The 22,033-nt window shown below is 44.1% G+C and carries 17 protein-coding genes; 9 read left to right on the forward strand and 8 right to left on the reverse strand.

The features are described from left to right. Positions 1-13 precede the first annotated feature (13 nt). Positions 14-1,708 carry a GAF domain-containing hybrid sensor histidine kinase/response regulator gene (locus JWG45_RS21015; RefSeq protein WP_205281564.1) on the forward strand — a complete coding sequence of 565 codons (1,695 nt, stop codon included), beginning with the start codon at positions 14-16 and terminating at the stop codon, positions 1,706-1,708. Between the two features lie 41 nt (positions 1,709-1,749). On the opposite strand, the gene JWG45_RS21020 is transcribed toward JWG45_RS21015, so the two are convergent. From JWG45_RS21020 to ilvB, 4 genes are read right to left on the reverse strand one after another with little or no spacing between them, the layout of a single operon-like run. Then, positions 1,750-2,349: an anthranilate synthase component II gene (locus JWG45_RS21020; RefSeq protein ID WP_205281565.1), complete on the reverse strand. Its 600-nt coding sequence runs from the start codon at positions 2,347-2,349 to the stop codon at positions 1,750-1,752. Continuing rightward, positions 2,346-3,728, reverse strand: a complete 1,383-nt coding sequence (locus tag JWG45_RS21025; protein ID WP_205281566.1) for an anthranilate synthase component I family protein — start codon at positions 3,726-3,728, stop codon at positions 2,346-2,348. Before JWG45_RS21025 ends, JWG45_RS21020 begins: the two co-directional genes overlap by 4 nt. Beyond that, on the reverse strand, positions 3,646-3,972 hold the full coding sequence (locus JWG45_RS22350; RefSeq protein WP_232380809.1) for a hypothetical protein: 327 nt from the start codon (positions 3,970-3,972) through the stop codon (positions 3,646-3,648). The genes JWG45_RS21025 and JWG45_RS22350 overlap by 83 nt, the downstream gene beginning before the upstream one ends. 27 nt (positions 3,973-3,999) lie before the next feature. Further along, complete coding sequence (gene ilvB, locus JWG45_RS21030) at positions 4,000-5,682, reverse strand: biosynthetic-type acetolactate synthase large subunit (RefSeq protein ID WP_205281567.1); 1,683 nt, start codon at positions 5,680-5,682, stop codon at positions 4,000-4,002. A 490-nt stretch (positions 5,683-6,172) separates the two neighbouring features. Here ilvB and tpx point away from each other — a divergent pair, with 490 nt between their 5' ends. Beyond that, positions 6,173-6,688: a thiol peroxidase gene (gene tpx, locus JWG45_RS21035; protein ID WP_205281568.1), complete on the forward strand. Its 516-nt coding sequence runs from the start codon at positions 6,173-6,175 to the stop codon at positions 6,686-6,688. 56 nt (positions 6,689-6,744) lie between these two features. Here tpx and JWG45_RS21040 read toward each other — a convergent pair whose 3' ends face one another. From JWG45_RS21040 to JWG45_RS21050, 3 genes are all read right to left on the reverse strand, one after another. Further along, positions 6,745-7,644, reverse strand: a complete 900-nt coding sequence (locus JWG45_RS21040) for an alpha/beta hydrolase (protein WP_205281569.1) — start codon at positions 7,642-7,644, stop codon at positions 6,745-6,747. A 149-nt stretch (positions 7,645-7,793) separates the two neighbouring features. Then, a complete protein-coding gene (locus tag JWG45_RS21045; RefSeq protein ID WP_205281570.1) occupies positions 7,794-8,891 on the reverse strand; it encodes a zinc-dependent alcohol dehydrogenase in 1,098 nt (365 codons plus the stop codon). Between the two features lie 871 nt (positions 8,892-9,762). After that, positions 9,763-11,244, reverse strand: coding sequence for an aldehyde dehydrogenase family protein (locus tag JWG45_RS21050; protein ID WP_205281571.1), 1,482 nt, complete (start codon positions 11,242-11,244; stop codon positions 9,763-9,765). A 617-nt stretch (positions 11,245-11,861) separates the two neighbouring features. On the opposite strand from JWG45_RS21050, the gene JWG45_RS21055 reads away from it, so the two are divergent. The 4 genes from JWG45_RS21055 (at position 11,862) to JWG45_RS21070 (ending at position 16,702) form a co-directional block, all read left to right on the forward strand. Continuing rightward, the gene (locus tag JWG45_RS21055; RefSeq protein ID WP_205281572.1) at positions 11,862-13,388 is read left to right on the forward strand and encodes an HDOD domain-containing protein; all 1,527 of its coding nucleotides are present in this window, start codon (positions 11,862-11,864) and stop codon (positions 13,386-13,388) included. Between the two features lie 219 nt (positions 13,389-13,607). Further along, the gene (locus tag JWG45_RS21060; protein ID WP_205281573.1) at positions 13,608-14,894 is read left to right on the forward strand and encodes an LruC domain-containing protein; all 1,287 of its coding nucleotides are present in this window, start codon (positions 13,608-13,610) and stop codon (positions 14,892-14,894) included. A gap of 84 nt (positions 14,895-14,978) precedes the next feature. Continuing rightward, on the forward strand, positions 14,979-16,037 hold the full coding sequence (locus JWG45_RS21065; RefSeq protein ID WP_205281574.1) for a sensor histidine kinase: 1,059 nt from the start codon (positions 14,979-14,981) through the stop codon (positions 16,035-16,037). Next, entirely contained in the window at positions 16,034-16,702 is a 669-nt protein-coding gene (locus tag JWG45_RS21070) for a response regulator (protein ID WP_205276905.1), read from the forward strand. Before JWG45_RS21065 ends, JWG45_RS21070 begins: the two co-directional genes overlap by 4 nt. A 44-nt stretch (positions 16,703-16,746) precedes the next feature. Here JWG45_RS21070 and JWG45_RS21075 read toward each other — a convergent pair whose 3' ends face one another. Continuing rightward, the gene (locus JWG45_RS21075) at positions 16,747-17,184 is read right to left on the reverse strand and encodes a thioesterase family protein (protein ID WP_205281575.1); all 438 of its coding nucleotides are present in this window, start codon (positions 17,182-17,184) and stop codon (positions 16,747-16,749) included. A 239-nt stretch (positions 17,185-17,423) separates the two neighbouring features. Here JWG45_RS21075 and JWG45_RS21080 point away from each other — a divergent pair, with 239 nt between their 5' ends. From JWG45_RS21080 to xrtN, 3 genes are all read left to right on the forward strand, one after another. Further along, entirely contained in the window at positions 17,424-17,801 is a 378-nt protein-coding gene (locus JWG45_RS21080; RefSeq protein ID WP_205281576.1) for a hypothetical protein, read from the forward strand. A gap of 240 nt (positions 17,802-18,041) precedes the next feature. Next, positions 18,042-20,672: an XrtN system VIT domain-containing protein gene (locus tag JWG45_RS21085; protein WP_205281577.1), complete on the forward strand. Its 2,631-nt coding sequence runs from the start codon at positions 18,042-18,044 to the stop codon at positions 20,670-20,672. Positions 20,673-20,698: 26 nt separating this feature from the next. Then, positions 20,699-22,021 (forward strand): exosortase N, encoded by a 1,323-nt coding sequence (gene xrtN, locus JWG45_RS21090; protein WP_205281578.1) that lies wholly within the window; start codon positions 20,699-20,701, stop codon positions 22,019-22,021. The last annotated feature ends 12 nt before the right edge of the window (positions 22,022-22,033 follow it).

The following is a 22,033-nucleotide window of genomic DNA, read 5'->3' on the forward strand; positions in this document are numbered from 1 at the left end:
CGGTTTTAATTGAGTGAAATTTCCCAAAAAACACCTAACACACGTTCCTGCAAACGAAGACGCACGACTCAAAGCCTTACGGTCCTATCAGATTTTAGATACTGCGTCCGAAGAAAAATTCGACTCTTTGACTCAGATCGCCGCATTTATCTGTGATTCTTCGATCGCGCTCATATCTCTCATCGACTCCGATCGCCAGTGGTTCAAGGCTAAGGTGGGATTAGAGGAGATTGAAACGCCCAGAAATATTTCCTTCTGTCAATATGCGATTCTTCACGACGAACTTTTCGAAGTCGAAGACGCACTCGACGACGATCGTTTTAAAAACAATCCGTTGGTTATAGGTCCGCCTTTTATCCGTTTTTATGCAGGAGCTCCTCTCAAAACACCGGAAGGTTATAATATCGGAACACTCTGTGTGATCGATTCTAAGCCGAAAAAACTGGACACAAAACAGAAAAAAATACTGAAAGTTCTTTCCAATCAAGTTATCACCAACCTGGAATTGGTCAAAAAGAACAGAGAACTCACTCTGCTGCACGAAAAAGAAGAAGAACTACAAAGTTCTAAAAGCCAATTTTTTGCGAATATGAGCCACGAGATCCGAACTCCCGTTCACGGAATTTTAGGGGTCACGGATCTTCTAGCGGAAACCGAATTGTTATCCGAACAAAAGGACTACGTCGAAACGATCCGTAAAAGCGGAAGCCTTCTTCTCAATCTTCTGAATGATATTTTAGATTTTTCTAAATTAGAATCCGGCAATATGAAGATCGAAAACATCGCCTTTGATCTTATGGAATTATTGAGGGAGGTTTTTTCTTTATTCGAGATGGATGCAAGAACTAAAAATATAGAATTCAAATTGGAAAGCGGATCGACCCAATCCTTTATCGTCTCAACCGACCCCAACCGTCTCAAACAAATCCTCGTCAATCTGGTCTCAAACGCTTTTAAATTTACGGAAAAAGGAAGTGTAGTCGTAGAATTCACGACGAAGCCGGTTTCCAAAGAAAGGGCCGAAATCGAAATCAGAGTCAAAGATACCGGAATCGGGATTCCTGAAACGAAGTTAAACGAGCTCTTTCAAGCCTACACGCAGGCGGATAATACGGTTTCCAGAAAATATGGAGGCACCGGACTCGGACTTGCGATCAGCAAAAATCTCGGCGATCTGATGAATTTAGAACTCAAAGCTCAGAGCGTAATGAATCGAGGAAGTGTCTTTGAAATTTCTGGACTCATACCTTTGGCAGAAAGATCGGAGATCTACATAGAACCTCAAAAGACGATATTTCATTTAAGCGATAATCTTTCTCCGAATCTGAAAGTACTGGTGGCCGAAGACAATGAAATCAACCAGATGCTTATCAAAAGAGTTTTGGAAAAACTGGGTTATACGCCAACGATCGTTTCCAACGGAATCGAAGCGTTACATCATATCGAAATGTTCGGTGCAGACGTTCTTTTTCTGGACATTCAAATGCCGGAGCTGAGCGGGATCGACACCGCAAAAATTCTCACCCAACATACCAATCAATCGATACGACCTTATATCATAGCAATTACGGCTAACGCGAATCAAACGGACCGAGAGGCGTGTTTAGCCGCCGGAATGGATCATTATATCAGTAAACCTTTTCAAAAGGAAGAGATCGCCATTCTTCTCAACAATTATATTCTTACAAAAAGGAAAACGGCACCGTAATAACCTTTGAAACCAAAGCCGGGAAAAAACCGGCGTTAGTCCTATCTCAGAAAATTTTCGATCATCTTTTTTCCATATTCGGTTGCAAAGGATTCCGGATGAAACTGAACTCCTTCTACGGGAAGAATTTTGTGTCTTACACCCATTAGCGCCGGAACTTCCCTCTCCACTTTTGCGGTGATCTCCAGACATTCCGGTAAAGATTCCTGAACCGCCTCCAGAGAGTGATAACGCATAACGTTGATCGTATCGGAGATTCCTAAAAAAATCCCTTTTTGATTGTGAGAAATCCGAGAGGTTTTCCCGTGATGCGGAACTTTCGATCTGCGAAGACTTCCACCGAATGAAGTGACAATTCCCTGCATACCGAGACAAACACCCAAAATTTTGATATAGGGATTTTGAAGCCTTAAGATCGACTCTGAAACTCCGAAGTATTCGGGATCTTCCGGATGTCCCGGACCCGGGGAAAGAAGAATATGGGTCGGATTTACTGATAGAATATCGTTTAAACCGACTTGGTCCTGTCTAAAAACGGAAAGCCTAAATTTTTGAGAATACGAACTCAGACTTTCCTCCAATAGATGAACGAGGTTATATGTAAAAGAATCGTAATGGTCGACGACTACGCAGTTTTTCATACAATAAATTCCTCAATAGATTTTTGAATCGCTTTTAGTTTATTTAGAATTTCTTGATATTCTAAATCTTCTACCGAATCCAAAACGATACCCGAAGCCGCCCTAGAATACGCGGACGATCCCATCCGAAAAAGACTTCGAATCAAAATGCAGAATTGCGAACTGCCGTCTAACGAATAATATCCGAGAACTCCGCCGTAGAGCCCTCGTTCATCCTTTTCCGTTTTCTGAATCCATTTGATCGATTCCACCTTCGGAGCCCCCGTCAGAGTTCCGGCGGGAAAAACGGAAGCGAGACCTGAAAATGAATTTTCGTTCTCCTTTAAAATGCCTACGACTTCGCTCTTGATATGCTGAACGTGGGTGAATTTCAGAATTTCGAATTCTTTTTTTAATCTGACTGTTCCTATTTCGCAAACTCGGCTAAGATCGTTTCTGTGAAGGTCTATCAGCATCGAATGTTCCGCGAGTTCCTTCTCGTCGTTTAACAATTTTTTTGTCAGTGTTTGATCCTCGTAGAAAGTTCTTCCCCGGGGATAGGTTCCAGCGAGCGGATAGGTCTCAACGATCCGATCTCGATGTGAAATCAACAATTCGGGACTGGAACCGAACGTCTCCAATTCTTGATCCTTATAGAAGAAAAGATAGGGGGAAGGATTGTTCCTTTTGAGAGATTGATAAATCGGAATCAAACTGCCTTCGATTTGAAACCGTTCCTCAAACCCTATCTGGCACTGAAAAGTGTTTCCGGCCAATATCTCCTCTTTTGTTTTTTGAAACATATTAGAATATTCTTCTTTTGTTTTAGAATATCCCAAAGGACGGATTTGAGTTGTTCCCTCCGATTCGTTCCTTTCGAGAATCAAAGTCAGCAACTCCTCGACTCGATTTTCCGAATAATAAAAGTATTCAGTTTCTCCGGTAAGGTGATCGATTACTATTCCGTCCAAATACAATCCGAAGGAAAAGAGAGGGTATCCTTCCCTCGGTTTCAAGTTCGTAACCGGTTCAAAAAGGGAGACAGCGTCGTAGGCAAGAAACCCGACCAGACCGCCCAAATATTTCTTCGAGTTTTTTCGATTAGGAAACAATTCTTTGAGAGTTTCGTAAGGATTTTTTGTGGAATGATCTTGTCCGTTTAAGACGAGTCTGCCGGGATATCCGCGGAACTGGAAGGATGGAGAAAATCCAAGATACGAATAACGGTAGTTATCCGGGTATCCCGGATGACTTTCCAAAAGAAAACATCCGGAACACTTTTTTGTTAAACGAAGTAAAAGATCATCGATCCCGCCTTCAAGAAGTGAAAACGGTAAGCTCCTCGGCCTTTCCGGAAGAGCGTTTAGATATTGTTTCAGATTCTGGATCCGACTCGACATAGTGGACTCCTGTAATTTCCGGAATCGTCCGGAATAAGTTCAGAATTTTCTCCGGTTGCCCGGTGTGGATTGTAATGATAAGATCCTGGGTTTTATTTTCGATGTTGCGCCAAAGGCGCCAATCCTTCCAGTCTATGGATTTGCGGGACAAAATTCCGATAAGGCGAAGAATGGAGGCGGGCCCCTCCTCCGAAGCTAAATAAAACGAAAATTCTTTTTTTTCATTCGAATCCATCAAAATCATTTTAGTATTCTCCTATATTCTAAAATATCAATGTATCATTTCTCGATTCGCTTTTCCCGGGGGAACCATAGGAAGCACGTGAAGCCCCGGAGAAACCTTCAATACGATAAACGAAGGCCCTTTTTTTCCGAAAACTTCGCTTAACAATTCGGACGCCGACGATTCTTCTCCGAGCTCGTAAGAAGGAATCCCGAATGAGGATGCAATTTTTATAAAGTCCGTCGGCGTAACGAACTGCGAAGCGGAAAATCTCGAGGAGAAAAACAGCTCCTGTTGTTGACGTACAAGGCCGAGGTGTCCGTTATTCATCAAAAGGATCGTAACGTCCAAATCCAGTTCCCGAAGAGTGTCCAGTTCCTGGATGTTCATTAAAATCGATCCGTCGCCCGAAACACAAACGATCCTCTTGCCGGGAGAAACCAGAGCGGCGCCGATCGCGGAAGGAAGACCGAATCCCATCGTCCCCAATCCTCCCGAAGTCAAAAGACTTCCTTGTGTTTGAAAGGAATAGTATTGAGCGACCCACATCTGATGTTGACCTACGTCCGTAGTAACGATCGCTTGGTCGCCTAAAATTTCGGAAATCTTACGAATTACCGAAAACGGATGGTGTGTATCGTCCTCGCTCGGAAGAGGAAGTCCGTATAAAACTTTTAACGTGGAAATTCGCTCCTTCCATCCTTCTAAAGCGCAGATTTGATAAGAAATCTGAACTTCCAAGATTTGTCTGAGAAAATCCTCCACTTCGCACTTCAGAGAAAGATTAGGAATTTTTAATTTACCAATTTCGGTCGCATCGATGTCGACGTGAATGATCTTTGAGTTCGGACAAAACTCGCTCAACTTTCCGGTTGCGCGGTCGTCAAAACGGACTCCGAGCGCGATCAAAAGATCAGCTTCTTCCAATGCCATGTTAGCGGCTCTGGAACCGTGCATTCCGAGCATTCCTAAAAACAAAGGGTTTTGATCTTCACAAATCCCCAAACCCATCAAAGTCGAAACTACCGGGAACTCCAGTCTTTCCTGAAGAACACGGAATAATCCCGCGGATAAAGGTCGATTTAATCCGCCGCCTATATAAAAGATGGGCTTCTCCGCTTCGGCGATCATATCCCGGAAACGATCGATCCAATCCGGATCAATTTTTTTAGAAATTTCCTCTTTTTGAATATTCCAATATTTTGATTCTTTTTCCGGATCCCAATCGATTTTTCCGGACGCGACGTCTTTGGGAACGTCGATCCAAACGGGACCGGGTCTCCCTTCGACGGAAGTAATCCAGGCCTGAGGAAGAATTTTGATTAGGTCTTCCGTTTTTTTTACAAGATAACTTCTTTTGGTAATCGGAATTGAAAGACTCAAAGTATCGATCTCTTGAAATGCATCGGTTCCGATCAGCGAGACTGAAACCTGGCCCGTAATTGCGATCAAAGGTACGGAATCCATCTTCGCGTCTGCCACTGCGGTGATAAGGTTTGTTACCCCCGGTCCGGAAGAGGCCAGGCAGACCGCGGGTTTCCCGCACGCACGAGCCATTCCACCCGCAATAAAACCGGCGCCTTGTTCGTGTTTGGCGAGGATATGACGAATTTTACTTTCGTGTAAAGCGTCATAGATGGGAAGACTGGCTCCACCGGGAATTCCCGTAACAATTTCAACGCCGGCGTATTCTAAAAATCGAACGATCAACTCCGCTCCGCTTAATTCCATTCTTTGATATCCTTCTAAAAAATCTTTACAACGAACCGCTCATCGACTCAGGAATGTCCTTAAAATAAAAAAGCCTCCCCGGCTTTACACCGGAAGAGGCTTTTCTTAGGATTGCGCCTGAAAGAAATCTCTACAGCGTAAAGCAAGGTCCCGGTGGTCGGACGACCACCACAAGCACGAGCCACAGCATGACCGTGTTGAGATTGAATGGATTGTTTACACGATTGAGATTCATAAAACGAGTTCTTTGACCAGCTTGTTTTCATCTTCGATCGGAATGCAAGCGATTTTTAAGAGGACATATAAAATTGGATCCGAGTGAAAGCGGTTCGACTTTCGGATTGGATATAAATTCTTGCACAATCAAAAAAGAAAACCTTTCGAAGAGAAAGAATTCCGACGCCGAAAGGGAAAGTTTGCTTTCAAGTCCGGATTCTTTCATTAGGATTGGATCTTATTCATATCCAAAAAGGACTCTTAGGAAAACAAAATGGCACAAGTTACACTCAAAGGAAATCCGGTTCCGCTCGAAGGGAAAATTCCCGCGCTCGGGGAAAAGGCCCCCGAATTTAAAGCGATCAAACAGGATCTCTCCGAATTCGGTTTAAAAGACTACGCGGGCAAAGTGAAAATTCTAGTCGCAGTCCCAAGTCTCGACACCTCCGTCTGCGCGATGGAAACCAAGGTTTTTAACGAAAAAGCCGCTGGTCTAAACGGAATTTCCACTCTGATCATTTCCGGAGATCTTCCCTTTGCGATGAAACGGTTTTGTTCCATCGAAGGAATCGATTCCCCAAACCTAGTCACCGGTTCGCAATACAGAGATTTTTCCTTTTCCAAAGCTTATGGAACTCATATCGCAGAGGGCCCGTTAAAAGGACTTTCCGCAAGAGCGGTTTTTGTAGTGGATAAAAACGACGTTGTGCGTTATGTGGAACTTGTTCCCGAGATAGGATCCGAGCCGAACTACGAGGCGGCCCTTGCCGCGGCAAACGCGGCTCTCTAACTTTACTCTTATCTTATCCGATCCGGAGACGGATCGGATATTAGAAAAATAAAATATTACAACTTTTGAATTAGTTTTAGAATTTTGGACGAGACCGTCTTTTCATCTTTCTGCCAGAGTTTTGTGTGTTCTCCTCCGGGGATTCCCACAAATTCCTTCGGCTCTTTTGCCGCATTGCCCAACCTAACTCCGTGTTCGTAAGGAACTCCGTTGTCGGCGTCTCCGTGAAAGATCAAAACCGGTCTCGGAGAAATTTTTCCGATAACTTTTTCCGGAGACAACTCGTCGGTTTCCAATCCGCCTCGAAGTTCGTAAAAGAAGACCACCAAGGGCAAAAGCGGATACTTGGGCAGTCCGAAATCTTTTTTTGCGTTGTATGCGATCACGTCCGTAAAGTCGGCAAATCCGGAATCAAAAATTCCGACCTTGACTTCCGGATTCTCCGCCATAAAAAGAATGGAAGTCGAAGAACCCATTGAAAAACCTAGAATGCCGAAAGACTTCATCCCTCTTTGTTTTGCAAACTCGAGAGTTGCGAGAAGATCCTTTCTTTCGTGATAACCCATCGAACTAAAAGATTTTTCACTTTTTCCACAATCCCTTAGGTCAGGAAGAATGAGGTTGATTCCCTGGTCGTGGAACAATCTCACATAACGTAGACCTTCTCTTCTCGTAGCGCCACGGCCGTGAATCGAAAGAATCACCTTATCCGATTTTTTGGCGGCGGGTATCCACCAAGCCGAAATTTTCAACCCGTCTCTCGTTTTGTATTCTATATTCTCGAAATCCAATCCTAAGTCCGACTTTGGATCTTCGCAAAAAATGTAATGTTCCCGAGTGCAACGATGCGGTTTCGGACTCATCAAAACTCCTGAAAAATACCAAGCGCCTCCGATGAGAAGAAGAATGGAGAAGATGACAATTCCGAGAAGAGTTTTTAGAATTCTTTGTTTCATGATTTTCCAACCGGCGAAGAGAAGTCCGCGTTGTTCGAGCGGACAAGATTCTTATCAACCCGAGTTGTTTCGATAAGAATCCGTTTGTTTCCACACACGCCGGAGAAGAATCTGAGGATTATCAAAGAAGGCAAGAACAAATCTCGCATCTAACGTCTTTCAATGACCACCTTCGGTCCCGGATCCAACAACGCTTCCGGTGCATCCTTCCAAGAAGCGGTCAACGTTGTAACCTTACACGGACAGAAATGAGGATGTTCCGCTAAATGCAAGAGATCGTGCAGAGTAGGTTGAACGTTCACTCTTCCCGTTTGAAACGTTACTCCCCTTCCATACATCTCCAATAGAGGAATGGAAGTTTTTCTTTTGTAATAGATTCCGACGCTAGTGCAGTGACCTCCGGGAAGAAGAGATCGGAGTGCAAATGCGAGTCCGTCTTCGTTCGCACTCGCGTCGACCGTGATCGGATATTGAACCGAAGGATCGGGATATTTTTCCGAGACGACCAGAGCACCGAAACTTTCGGCGATTTGGTTTCGCTGAGGGTCGTCGTCCACGTAGGTCACGGGTGAACCCATCGCACGAGCGATCATCACGGAATACAGTCCGACACTCTTCGCGCCGCCTCCGACAACCAGAACGGAACTCCCCGGATTTTGTTTTAAGAACGGTCCGACCGTTCTGTAACCGTCCGGAATATTATCGCTCATACTCGCTGCGTCTGCAGGTGAAAGGGAACCGGGAAGCGGAATGAGCATATAATCCGCAAAAGGAACTCGAACCAAATCCGAAAATGCTCCCCCCCATTGTTTTCCACCCAGATCGCCGAATCCATACATGGAACGAGGCGGAACGGATGCGCAGCTGTTCGTCAATCCCATCTTACAACGGGCACATTTTCCGCAAGCGATCTGAAACGAGACGATGACTTGATCTCCCGGCTTTACGTTTTTAACCCGATCTCCTACAGTTTTGACTTTTGCGACGAACTCGTGACCGAACGGATAAGGGCCTCTGAACGGAGCCTTTCCTAAAGCGGTGTTTGAAATCAAACTGTATGCATGATTTCTAATAAAGTGAAGTAGCTTTCCTTTAAAGGGGGCTTCTCCGAGCAAAATCCCCAAATCCAAATCACATCTTGCGACCGCGATTGGTTCCACCAAAGCGTCTTCGTCCGATTCCAGACGAGGCTGCGGAACATCCCACCATTCCAACTTCCCAGGACGAAGGAACATAAGCTGTTGCATAAAACTCTCCATAGACCAACTGGTCTATTTTAAGAAAATAAAAACAGACAACTCTGTCTACTTTATTTTTCTGAAAAACCTCCTTAGAAGGGAAATTCGAACCGATCTTTCCAGACTCGCCTCTGAACCTGGCCTACAGATTGAATTGAATTTAAGAAGAATTTGTCGGAACTCCGACGGTTCTACCGTAAAAGTCGCGGCCCCACCCAAATTTTGGGTGGCGGGGCGGGTGGTGGAAAAAATCCGGAGGACTTTGCTATATCACAAAATTCTAATTTCGCAAGCACAAATCCCCATGTAGGAACTCCTAAAAACTCCTTCTTAGGACGATTCTTGCTCCCAAGCTCGCTTTCAACCTGCAAACTTGCGGGGTCAGGATTGCTGGTAGGATTTTTCCCACTCCAGTTCTCTTCTAACGTTTGGAAAAGATTTCGCTTACGGTCACGAAAGAAGTTTTTTACCAAAAAGGGTGAAGCGGAAAATGTGGGAACTCCTCATTTTGGATGACGGACGGATCGATCTCACAAAGTGAACCTTGTTGAAATCGATGGACCACCTTTTCGAAAAATCCTCGAAATTTCTTTTTCATCTCCGGAAGAAAGGTCTCAAACGAGAATAAGAAAACCGCAAACGATCCGATTGGAAAAGAGAAAAAAATCGGCCGTCGCAACCGCTGAAAAGAATACGAACTCTTCTTTCGATTCCAAATCGATCCTTGATCGAAATCAAATCCCACACAAAAGTTTTTCCCGTTTTAAAGTTCGCTTCGGCTTCGAACCAGACTCGGAAATAAAAAATCCCCTGGAGGTCCGACCGAAGCCCGATTCCAGAGGATTTCTTTGAAACAAAAGAAAAGTCGGATTCTAAATTCTTAGATCAAAAAGCTCTTCGTAAAAGCAACGAGTCTTTTCACAAAATTGGTGTAAGGCGGATACATCAATCCTATCGAACTCAAAGGAGACTGATGCAGAACGGAACGTTCGTGCGAGAATGCCTTAAACCCGAAAAAGCCGTGATAACTTCCATGTCCGGAATGATTGACCCCGCCGAACGGAAGATTTGGGTTTACAAGGTGAAGGATCACGTCGTTTACCGCCACTCCCCCGGAGGAAGTTTCTTTCAGGATTTTTTTGATCGAACGATTTTTCTTTCCGAAGATGTAAAGCGCGAGAGGTTTCGGTTTGGAATTGATCTTCTCGATCGCATCGTCCAGAGTCGTGTAAGGAATCAGAGGAAGAACGGGTCCAAAAATTTCATCTTCCATAATATTCGCATTTTCAGGTACGTTGCTGAGGATCGTAGGTTCGATGTAATTCTGAGAAGCGTCCGTGTCTCCACCCATCTCGATCTTAGCGCCTTTTTCCACCGCCTCGTGGATATAACCGGAAACCCGATTGAAGTTACGATCGTTTACGATTCTGCAAAAGTCGAGATTGTCTTTGAGAGCCTTCCCGTTTTTTGTATAAAATTCTTTTACTACCGCTTTCGCCTCGTCTACGAAGGGTTTTACGAGATCGTTCGGAATGAGGAGATAATCCGGCGCCACACAGGTTTGCCCGGCGTTCAACACCTTTCCCCAAACCAGTTTTTTCGCCGCTTTCTTGATGTCAGCACTTCGGTCCAGAATCGCGGGGGACTTACCGCCTAACTCAAGCGTAACGGAAGTCAGATGTTTAGCGGCCGCAGTCATAACGATCTTTCCAACGTGGGTGCTTCCCGTAAAAAAGATATGATCCAAAGGAAGTTCCATAAGCGCGCTGGAAACTTGATAATCCCCTTCGAACACCGCCACTTCTTCTTTTGGAAAAACTTCGGAAACGATCCTTTGAACCAAGTTAGACGTCACAGGGGTAAATTCGGAAGGTTTGATGAGAACCGTATTTCCCGCCGCAATCGCAGCCGCGAGAGGAGCCATGGTCAGATAGAACGGATAGTTCCAAGGTCCGATGATCAAAACCACACCCCGCGGTTCGTAGAGGATTTGACTTTTCGCTCCGAAAAGTGTCATCGGAGTTTTTACGTTCAAAGGTTTCATCCATCTTCGAACGTGATGAATCGCATCGTTAATTTCGGAGATGGAAGGCATAATTTCTGTGATATCGACTTCCCTTTCGTTCTTACGAAAATCGGCGTTCACCGCTTTTTCGATTTCAGGAGTGTATTTGATAATCGCGGCCTTGAGTTTTTTCAAACGCTGAATTCGTTCATTGGCGTTGGTCAGTTTCATGACCTTTTGAAAATGTTGTTTCTGCAGTTTAAACACACGTTCAATTTCAGCCTTGTCCACTGCAGGTAGGGACGGAGTCGGGTTAGAATTCGGTTTTTTTACCGGAGATTCCTGTAAAGTTGGCATCGGAAGTAGCTCCTTCAATCTATCTAGTTACAAAAGTATTCTTTAGGGAATAAGCCCGATCGGGCGGCCTCATTCTATCATCGGGGAAAGGGAAAGCAATTCTTTTTATCCGTCTTTTTCCATCGATTCATTCCTTTGAGACCGTTTGCCAAGGAAGAATCGTTCCGAAACGATTTATAAGAATCAGATGTTTCCTTCCTTATAAAAGCGTTCCTAAGCCGGAATCGAACCCTTGTAAGCGAGTTTGTGCTCTTTTTTTATACACGACACAAGAAACCGCAGACGATCCGATGCGTGACGGATTTTTCAAAAAAAGTCGCCTTCCTGCGCGTTAGGCGTTCATTCCCTATCCTTTTTCATGTTCAGAATCCGGTCGAACCGTATGGAAAGGGAATTTCTCCGCGTCGAATTTTGCTAAAGCGAAAAGGATTCATTGATAAGAATTCGGTTTTTTTGTAATTCGGAATGCGACGGAATAAAGTTAAAAAACTAAAACAAAGAAATCTTATAATTGTGATAAAAGTGAAATAGAATTAGGAAATATTTTTCCAAGAAATCAAGCGAAGAATTCTTGATGACTTGACAAGAAAAGAAGACGCCCGGAAGAATTAAAGAATATGAGCCAGACCAAAACATTAGAATTGCATCACCACCAAGATCTCGGCTTTTACAGCAATCTCAAAGACCTCAACGACCCGGTCCAAGAAAACGCACCCATCCACTACAAATTTCACAATCTTACGGAAAACGTGGATTCCATCATCAGCAGAACCTTGGATCGTTATCTTCTACAGCTCGACATCATCTACGTTCGCGATTCCGTCTTCTCTGCGTTAAGAGAAACGATCGCCAATTCCATCAAAGCCAATATCAAAAGAATTTATTTCAGAGAACTCGAAGCCGATATTCAAAATCCGGAAATCTACAAACAAAAGATTTTGGGGTTTAAGAAAAAGTATCTGGACAATAAGGAAAAATACGAAGAACTCCTTCTTCGCAACAACTTCGTCGTACTCGTATCCTTTATCCACAACAAGGACATGATTCGAATTCGAGTGATGAACAACGTAAAACTCAGTCCTACCGAAGTGGAACGTATCAATCAGAGAATCGAAAAGGCAAAACAATACAACGACCTTGCCGAAGCCTTTCTCGAAGCGGGAGATGAAACCGAAGGAGCCGGACTTGGATTGATCATGTCTTTGATGATGCTTAAAAACGACGGACTCGCGGCGTCCTCTTATAAGATCGAAAGTCAAGGTAACAATACGAGCGTAATCATCGACATCCCTCTCAACATCAGCAAAGAGAATCTCCAACTTCAGAAAACGGAAGACATCCTAAAGAATATCGATGCACTTCCGACCTTTCCGAAATCGATCCAGGACATTCAAGCGATGATCGAAAGACCGAACTCCTCCATCAGCCAAATCGCCGAGGTTATCAAAAAGGACGTAGCCCTTTCCGCGAATATTCTAAAACTTGCAAATTCGGCAGCGTTTATCCGTGCCAACAAAGTGGAATCTCTGGACAGAGCGATCCAGCTCATCGGTCTCAAAGAACTCAATCAGCTCCTCTATTCCCTCGGAACAAAACAAATTCTCGAAGATAAGTTTCCCGCGTTTCTTACGATCTGGGAGAAATCGAATCAGTGCGCTTTTTATTGTAAACTCATCGCGAACCGTATGGCACTTCCGAAAGACACGATCAGCAATCTTATGTCGGCCGCGTTGTTACACGATATCGGAGAGATCATTCTTCTTTCGCTGGAGGAAAGAACGATGAAGAGCATCGGTAAAATCGCCGCTTCCAAAGAAATCGCCTCTGCGGTTTCCATGGAGGAAGCAGCATTAGGAATCACTCATACAAAAGTCGGAGCTCTCATCGCCGAAAAATGGAATTTCCCTGAGGTCTATGCAAAGGCAATGGAATATCATCATAGAGCGTTGCTCGTCGACGAGGAATTTCAACCTTACGTATTTCCGATCTACTTAGCGGACATGATGATCAAAATCAACAACGAAGAAGCGAAATACAGCGAGATTCCCGAAAAAATTCTTCAGTATTGCAAGTTCAACTCCTCCGGAGATTTCCATTCTTTCCGGACCAAGTCTCTCGAGAATTTTTTAGCGACGGCTCGTTGATAAAAATTCTCGTCGATGGGCGACGTAACAAAATCGATTTTGATACGATTTTGCATTCATTCTTTTATTGATTAAAGGTTCGGAATTGGTCATTTAACGCGATTTTTTTCCATGTCGTTTTATACCTGTTCGCTTAACAAAATAAACATTTCGGTCTATTGTTGTTCTTCCTTACCCATGCGAGAATAAGACTCGTTGAGGCGAAAGTCGGAGGGACGTATGAGAGGTTTTCCAAAAATAGCGGGTTTGATTCTTACTGGGATTCTTCTTTTAGGATTCAATGCCTGCACGAACTCTCAGGATCCGAATCTTCTTTGGTTGTTGAGCGCGACTACTCCGAGCCCTTCTCCGGCACCGGACGGAGAACAACCGTTCAGCATCGTGATCAACGACGAAACCGCTCCTCTGGATTTTGTTTTCGATACAACCAAAACCGTAAACGTAAACATCCAAGTTTTGAGTCCGGAGTCTCCGATTTCCGGAAGTTTAGTTCAAATCTTTAATATCGACAACACGGCTCAAAAATCGGTCTTTCGGGCCGCAACCTCGGAAAACGGAGAAGTAAAAGGAAGTTTCACCGTCGACGAAGCGACTCGAAAGGTGGTTCTGAAAGTGGAAGCCTTCGGTCAACTCTACGAAGCCGAAATTGAAATTATAAATTCGTTCAGCATTACGCGCAAAATCACCGTGATCATCAAAGGAAATAATGTGATTCTTCCCGACAGCGACGGAGACGGAATCGTGGACCGAGACGATACCTATCCGAACGACCCGACCCGTGCGAGTACGTTTCGGTATCCGGCTAGCGGCTATTATACGATCTCCTACGAAGACTTGTTTCCCAATCAAGGAGACGCGGACTTTAACGATTACAACGTAAGGGTCGTTTTTGAAGAAGACTGGAACGCAAAAGGACAGGTTTCAAGAATCCGCGCCAAATATACTCACGTCGCCAAAGGTGCGGGATACAATCACACTTTGCATCTTACGATCCCGGGAGCGACCGTTTCGTCTTATTCCTTAACTCGTTACGCTTATGACGGAACCACGGTGGAAAATACTTTTTCCGCCGCGGATACGACGATCCAAGCCCTCGAAATTCTTCCAAAGTCCGGCCTTACGATTCCTTCTTCGAACACTTCCCGATCCAACACAACTTTCAAGATCGGAAAGTCCGCCAGCTTAGAAGTCATTTTACAAAGTGCAATCAATCGGGTAACCTTGGGCGCGGCTCCTTACGATACGTTCATCAAGGTCATCAATACGAACCAAGAGATTCACTTTCCGAGAAGATACTTTGATTCGAACGGAAAGGATCTTTATCTGGATTCCACCGGATTTCCATGGGCGCTTTTGATTCCCGGAAATTTTCTCTGGCCTTATGAAAGTACGGACATTCGAAAATCGTATCCGTCTTTTAAACCTTGGTATGAATCGATGGGAAATCTCAACGCGGATTGGTATCTTTCCCCTGTCCTGTCCGAAGTTTTCCCTCCTTCCAACTGAACTCATTTTCCCCCGGGATTTTCTTTCCGGGGTTTCTTTTTTTCTTTGCTTTCTTTCGATCGCGTGAGATGCTCTGAACCTCGTATGTCCGATTTGAAAGTTAAGAATCAAAAACTCTCAGCTTCCGCTTCTTTGGAATCGGGACTTTCTCCCAAATTCTTTCTCAATCTTCTGAGAGAAATCGCTCCGATCGTCGCGATCGATGATAAGCGGACGATCCTTTTTGCGAATGAATCCTTTCGTAAGGAATTTGTGGGAAGTTCCCGAAGTGTCATCGGAAAGAATTTATTTCGTGTTTTTGGGTTGAACCCTGTGGATCAGGAAGAAATGGATTCCAACATCCATCTTTCCAAAAGAGGAAAGGTTCAAAATCAGGAGTTTAGAAAACAAAAAACGTATTACGGTTATTCCGTGTTTCGTTTCGGGGAAAGTATCGGTATCATTCTTAAAAACATCACCGAAAACAAACGTCTCGAAAAAAAGATCGCAAACCTTCACACAAAACTACTGCAATCGCAGGAAGAAGAAAGAATCCGACTTTCTCGGGAATTACACGACGGAGTCGGTCAGACGATTCTCGCGGCAAAACTCAACTTCCAAGCCTTCAATCGAAATCCGAAAATCTACGAGGCACAGTTTGATACGGGACTTCTTTTGATCGATAAAGCGAGTCAGGAACTCAGAGACATTTATACAAACCTACATCCTTCCACACTTCGTGAAATCGGTTTGGAAGCCGCGATTCGATCCTTGAGTTCGGATTTATTTCCTCCGATGGATGTGGAATCGGAATTGGAACTCAACTTAAAACAGGAACTACAACCGACCGTTGCGAATCAAGTTTTCAGAATCGTTCAGGAAATTTTTCAAAACGTGACCAAACATTCTCAGGCAAAAAAAATTTCACTCAAGATTCAAATCAAAGGAAGACAGTTGTATTTGGATGCAAAGGACAATGGAATCGGATTTCAAGAAAGAAAAGTAAGGGCCCGCTCTTCCGGATTTGGACTTGAAAATATACGAAGAAGAGTGGAAGATTTAAACGGTAAATTTAAGATTGATTCTTCCGCGGGAAAAGGGACTAAGTTTATCATTCGGATTCCTTTGGAAAAAAGCAAAAATACAACTGCAAAAAAAATATGAAACCTCTAACTAAAATATTCTTAGTCGATGATCACGCCATTCTCAGAGAAGGGCTTAAGATGATTCTTTCCGGACAACCCGGATTGGAAATTTGCGGAGAATCCGGAGACGCCGAAAAAGCTCTGGATCAAATCGGAAAGTTGAATCCTGATCTTGTCATCACGGATATTTCCATGCCGGGTTTAAGCGGAATTGACTTGGTGAAAAATCTAAGAAAACATTATCCGAACATTCGAACCATCATTCTCTCTCGTCATGATAACAAGGAATACGTTCAGAAATTACTCGAACTCGGGATCAACGGGTACGTTCTCAAAGACGACGCCGGAAACGATCTCTTACGCGCGATCGAAGCCGTTCACAAAGGAGAAACGTATTTAAGTCCCGGAATCACTGCTCATTTTCTTTCTGGTTTTGTGGGTTCCGGAAAACCGGGAGAAGACAACCAAGACGCGAAGAAGGCTTTTTCGGTTCTTTCGGATCGGGAAAGAGAAATTTTAAAATTGGTCGCGGAAGGCAACTCCAACGAATCGATCGGGAAAATTTTGAGAATTTCTCCCGCAACCGTAAAGGTCCACCGCGCGAACATCATGAAAAAATTAGACCTTCATAAAGTTGCGGATTTAGTAATGTATGCGATCCGCGCGGGTTTGATCGAGTCGTAGAATGAAAACTTCGGAATCAAACATTCTCCTCCTTCCGTAAGAATTCAATTCGTGGAGATTTGTCTCTTGTCTTTTTTCCTTTCCAAACGGGATCGAAATTTGGACCATTTCAAAATAAATCTTTCGTGTCTTCCCTTTGCGATGATATCGACTTCATCTCGAACCAGAACCGACCATTCGACCTTAGGACCTTGAACTTTTGAAATTTCGACCTCAACGGTAACTTTCATTCCGGGAGGAGTCGGCGCCTCGTGACTGATGTCGATATGAATTCCTAAACTACCCTCTTGTGGCCCGACCGTTTTTTCCAAATGCCGGATGCACGCGGCTTCGATCAATCCGACTAAAAAACCGGTCGCAAAAACCTCCGGCAGATACAAAGAATCTTCTTTTAGATCGGGAAAAATATAAGGAACTGTCTTCTCCAAGGGAACCACATATTCGAATCCGAAACGTTCTCCCACCGATAAATTCTGTTTCATCGTCTCCTCCGGAAAGAAACCCTTTCAATCAACTTTGGAATTGTTTCTAAAACCTACAAATCGGCTCCAAGGATTCAAACAGAATTGTCTTTTCCCCGCAAATCTGAGATTTATCGTCATCGGATTTTGATATTTTTTTTAGAATGGATAAGAAAAAGTTGATCCTTTGTTTTAAAAACAAATCTTATGAAAGCGAACCTTTTCTTCAAAAATTTCTTTGTCCCAATCAGGATTTCAAAATGAAAACTAAATCCGATATAAATCCGGATGAAATATTAAAGTATTATTCTTTTCTAATGTATTTACCCGAAAAAATCCTCAAAGAATTGGATCTAAGCGTGCTCAAAATTCCTTCGTCCGGACAAAGAGAAAAAATCCGAGAATTGGAGAAAAAAACCATGTCCTTTGTGGCTCTTTACAAAAAGAATTACGAACCGAAGGGAAAACATCTTTGTAAAACGATCCGATCCGCAGCACTGGATCCGGAAGCTTTGGAGTTGGTTTTTCAAATGGAAAAGAGAATCCAAAAGGAAAACGAAACGATCTTGGTCGCGTATCACAATCCGATTCTCTATTTCGATGAAGAACAAGCTTTGATCCGGATTTCGGATCCTTAATTTTTGCTCCTTTTTCGGTTCCTCACTCCCCTCTTGGGTTCTCTTCTTCCGAAGTTATGAAAAAACGAAAGAATTACCGACTTCCTTTGTTAAAGAAAAGTATATCTTTTACGGGTTGTGATCCATTTTTTTTAAGTCAAGCACCTGAGTGCTCGATCCTGGACACTCAAACCGCAGACTTTCATCCGAACTTTTGATATATTCTTAGAGAGAAACCATAAGGAAGAATCGACAAAAACAATGAAAACTAAAATCCAAGAATACCTTCAAAGAAGTGTTCAAATTTTCAAGTGGAATGCCCCGGCCTGGCTTTGGTTTTTGGGTTTGTTCGCCTCCACTATCGTGCTCGGATTCGTTTCCTACGGAATTCTCGAGTTTGTTTTTTCCATCAAAGGTGGTCACGGCGAGTTCTTCCTCTTTTTAGTCTTCGGGTTGATTGCGATTCTATTTATTTCTTTTTTCTCCCTCATCCTCTACGTGATTTTCCCGAGCTACAAACAATTCTTGGTTTTCACTTTGTTACTTTCAGGGACTTGTTTCGCCGTAAACTCGTACGTCCTAAATCACGAAGTTTTTCCTCCTTTTACTGAGAGAACCGTTTGGTCTTTGTGGACCGCCTTTATCTTGTTAGCTGCTTCGATTTTTGTCGATCGAATTCCGAAGTTGATCCTTCCGTTCTTTCAACCGATCCTAATACTCGGCGCTTATCTGTCCTTGGCTTTTGTTTTGGTTTTAGCTCCTCTGATGGCTTTTAGTTGGGCTCTCGTTTGGATGGCGGGACTTGGGTTTCTTCCCTACGGTCCTTTGTTTGCGATGATCGCTTTCGGATATTCAAGTTTTATAATACATTCCAAACTAGACGAAGGGAAAAAGAAAATCTCCCTCGGTTTGATCCTTTTTTCCTGCATTTTTCTTTTAGGCTATTCTTCGTATTATTTCGTTCAATGGAACCACGCCGACGGAGTTCTCACCAAACCCGAAGCCCTTCAGGGTCATAATCGAATCGACGCGGATCTGCCGGAATGGATTCAAAAGGCGGGAAGATTACGCGTAAATCACGTGACCGAAATGGTCTTACAGCCCGACCGAAGATCTCAGATGGGAATGTTCGCTTCCCAGAGTCAGTTCGATCCGCTTGCCTATTTCGCTTCTCAAGGATTTCTTTCCTTGTTTCGCACCGAACAACAGCATAGAATCACTCCGGAAGACGCGGGAAGAATTTTACATCTACTCTTCGGAAGATCGCACGCTTATCTCGAACGATTGTGGAGAGGGAATTCATTGATCACGACCGACATAGATTCCCACGTTCAAGTTTATCCCGAACTTAGGGTTTCATATACCGAAACTACGATTTCCATCTATAACGAAAATTCTTCTTCGGATCGTTCTTTTCTTCGTTTCGGTTCCTTATTCGCGACTCCGGAAGAGGCGATCTATACGATCACAGTTCCTCCAGGCAGCATCTGCACGAAACTATCGCTCTGGGTAAACGGAGAGGAACGCCCGGCGAGACTCACTTTCAAATCAACGGCGCGTAACGCGTATGAGACGATCGTTGGCGCTGAAAGAAGAGATCCGTCTTATGTGGAATGGTTGGATGGGAATCGACTTCGTCTTCGCGTTTTCCCGGTCAACCCCGAAGACTATCGTATGGTAAGAATCGGAATCGTATCTCCTCTGAAATCCGACGGTAAAACCCTGACTTACGAACGGATTCGGTTGGAAGGACCCGTCTCCGACTTCGCGGATCAAAGGGTCAACGTCGATGTATTTACTTCCTCGCAAATGGATCTGGATTCTTCCGGAATTTCCCTCAAAGAAAAGGTGGTTTCGGATTCCCAAGTGCGTCAATGGACGGGTAAAAGCGGTTTCTTAGGTTGGTCCTTTTCCTTTCCGGAAACTCCGGCAAAAGGAATCGTTTCCGCGGGAGGTATGTCATACAACGTGTTTCCTGAACAACTCGAATCTTTTTCGTTTCAACCCGATGGAATGATCGTGGTTCTAAACGAGGCTCTTTCCCGTTCCGATTGGAAAAAATTAGTAAATAAATTATACGAGTTCAAAATCCCGGTTACGATTCTTACCAACGAATGGTTTCAGACAAAGGATTCCGAAAAAGCGATGCGGTATTTGGATGAGTGTGAAATTCCGGCCTTCAATCTTTTTCCGTTGCACCTGAGTGAAATCGTATCCGCTCAAAAAATCGGCAAAAATCCGATCTGGATCGTCGCCGGAGAGAATCAGTCCATCCCTTTCGGAGAACTTCGCGGTTCGGACCGTTTTAAAAATATGCAGAGGAGTGCGGGGAATCGGAGCGTAATTCCGAAGATCGCGATCGTCAACGGGAAAAAATCCGAGTACGTCGCGAGCCTTGTCGATCTGGATCAAATTCTTCCAGTCGCCGAAAACGAAAACGAATTGTTAGAGCTTCTCAAAAACGGAAAAATCTCGGTACCGATTCAAAAGGAAAAGACTGTCTCCCTTCCCTACGCAAAACTTACTCTCGAAAAATCTGACCAAACGGACGTTAAACAACCCGGGGGAGATCTTCTGATCCGAATGTTGATACAGAGAAAAATAATGCGACAACTGGGAAAACGTTTCTTTGATCGGGATCTGGAAAATCAGGATCTCGTAGCGCTGGCGCGGGACGCGATGGTAGTATCACCCGTTTCCACGTTGATCGTTCTTGAAACCGAGGACGATTACAAACGATTCGGAATCAAATCGGAGCCTTCCGCGCTCGGACAGAGCAAACTCGAAGCGCCGGGCGCCGTTCCTGAACCCGGAGAATGGATCCTGATCCTCTGTGTCCTTTTCGGTGTGATCGTTTATTTCAGATTTCAAAAAATACATTCCTTTTTTTGAATATGATTTAAACGCCTAAGATTCTTATGCCCATAAATCTTAGAAAAATCCTTTCCATCCTCGTTCTCGTCGCGAGTTGTTTGATTCCGATGGCGGTGGTCGGGAAGGATTTACTCAGCGTCCGCTCGGCATTCGAGTTATACCCGCTTTTATTTCTGCCCCTTTTTATACGAAAAGGAAAGGACCCGACAAAACTTTGGCTGTTTTTACCCGGAGTTTCCTTTGTGATCGCGGGAATTTTTTATCAAAGACTTAGCCTTGTTTGGATAGGATCTTTTTGGAACCTGCTCGCCGTGCTTCATAAAAGCGGAATCCGTTTTTCCTGGCCGGCTCCGTTTTTTGTATTCGCGATTCCGCCGATCACAGGTTTTGGCTCTCTTTTTTTAGGATTTCAACTTCGATTGATCGTTACAAAGTGGGGCGCTTGGTTGTTGCACTTTTGGGATCCTTTGAGTTCGTCGCTCGGTAACCAAATTTTTTTCAACGGAGAATCTTTCACGGTGGATAGGGCCTGCGAAGGACTGAAGATGGGACTTGCTTCCATTTTGATCGCGGCGGCGTTTCTTCTTCGCTCCAATCGTTCGGGGGCGATTTTGATCTCATCTTTAACGTTTCCGCTTTGGTTTTTTTCCAATTGGATACGCGTTTGTGCATTAGTTCTTTTTAATATTCCTGCCTCGTCCTGGAGACACGAATTCGTAGGAGTGATTTTTTTTCTCAGCGGGGTGATCGTTCCCTTGGGCGCAATCGCTCTTTTATTTCCGAATTCAAACAAAGAAAGATCATTTCGAATATCGGATCTTCGTCTTCGATTCCCCCCGAAGATCGTTTGGTTTTTTCTTCCCTTACTGACGATTATGTTTCTTACACAGAATCTCTTTCTTGCACCGAAAATTCATTCGTGGCCTTCTAAAATTCTATCCTTTGCATTGGATCCCGATTCCACTCGAAACGACTCTCGCATCGCGGTCTATCGTTCCGATAAGAATTATCTGATTCTCAAACGGGATCTATTTACGATAGGCACCGGACACGATCCGAGGATTTGCTTTGAAGCAGTCGGTTTTTCTTTTTTAGAACAAGGCGGAGAGGACGGAGTGCAAAAAGCTCGATTAAAAAGTCCTTCCGGCGAAGAGCCGATTCTTTTGTGGTGGTATTCGGTTTCTGAACGACCTTACGCAGATGCGCTCAAAGGCGAAAAAGCTACGGCGCCAAACCGTGCATCCTCCAATCTGGACTGGCGTTGGAAACGTCTTCAAGGCGCAGACGTGATTCAGTGGAATCTTTATGGACCCGAAGAGAAAGAACTCCGTAGAATTTTAGAATTACTTTCCAATTCTCCGCGTTGATCCGTTTCTACA

The sequence above is a fragment of the Leptospira ainlahdjerensis genome (assembly GCF_016919175.1).
GTDB lineage: Bacteria > Spirochaetota > Leptospiria > Leptospirales > Leptospiraceae > Leptospira > Leptospira ainlahdjerensis.

Excerpts from the sequence above, each read along its gene's own strand:
- JWG45_RS21020 (WP_205281565.1), bottom strand. The coding sequence starts at position 2,349 with ATGAAAAACTGCGTAGTCGTCGACCATTACGATTCTTTTACATATAAC.
- JWG45_RS21025 (WP_205281566.1), bottom strand. The coding sequence starts at position 3,728 with ATGTCGAGTCGGATCCAGAATCTGAAACAATATCTAAACGCTCTTCCG.
- JWG45_RS22350 (WP_232380809.1), bottom strand. The coding sequence starts at position 3,972 with ATGATTTTGATGGATTCGAATGAAAAAAAAGAATTTTCGTTTTATTTA.
- ilvB (WP_205281567.1), bottom strand. The coding sequence starts at position 5,682 with ATGGAATTAAGCGGAGCGGAGTTGATCGTTCGATTTTTAGAATACGCC.
- tpx (WP_205281568.1), top strand. The coding sequence starts at position 6,173 with ATGGCACAAGTTACACTCAAAGGAAATCCGGTTCCGCTCGAAGGGAAA.
- JWG45_RS21040 (WP_205281569.1), bottom strand. The coding sequence starts at position 7,644 with ATGAAACAAAGAATTCTAAAAACTCTTCTCGGAATTGTCATCTTCTCC.
- JWG45_RS21045 (WP_205281570.1), bottom strand. The coding sequence starts at position 8,891 with ATGCAACAGCTTATGTTCCTTCGTCCTGGGAAGTTGGAATGGTGGGAT.
- JWG45_RS21050 (WP_205281571.1), bottom strand. The coding sequence starts at position 11,244 with ATGCCAACTTTACAGGAATCTCCGGTAAAAAAACCGAATTCTAACCCG.
- JWG45_RS21055 (WP_205281572.1), top strand. The coding sequence starts at position 11,862 with ATGAGCCAGACCAAAACATTAGAATTGCATCACCACCAAGATCTCGGC.
- JWG45_RS21060 (WP_205281573.1), top strand. The coding sequence starts at position 13,608 with ATGAGAGGTTTTCCAAAAATAGCGGGTTTGATTCTTACTGGGATTCTT.
- JWG45_RS21065 (WP_205281574.1), top strand. The coding sequence starts at position 14,979 with ATGTCCGATTTGAAAGTTAAGAATCAAAAACTCTCAGCTTCCGCTTCT.
- JWG45_RS21070 (WP_205276905.1), top strand. The coding sequence starts at position 16,034 with ATGAAACCTCTAACTAAAATATTCTTAGTCGATGATCACGCCATTCTC.
- JWG45_RS21075 (WP_205281575.1), bottom strand. The coding sequence starts at position 17,184 with ATGAAACAGAATTTATCGGTGGGAGAACGTTTCGGATTCGAATATGTG.
- JWG45_RS21080 (WP_205281576.1), top strand. The coding sequence starts at position 17,424 with ATGAAAACTAAATCCGATATAAATCCGGATGAAATATTAAAGTATTAT.
- JWG45_RS21085 (WP_205281577.1), top strand. The coding sequence starts at position 18,042 with ATGAAAACTAAAATCCAAGAATACCTTCAAAGAAGTGTTCAAATTTTC.
- xrtN (WP_205281578.1), top strand. The coding sequence starts at position 20,699 with ATGCCCATAAATCTTAGAAAAATCCTTTCCATCCTCGTTCTCGTCGCG.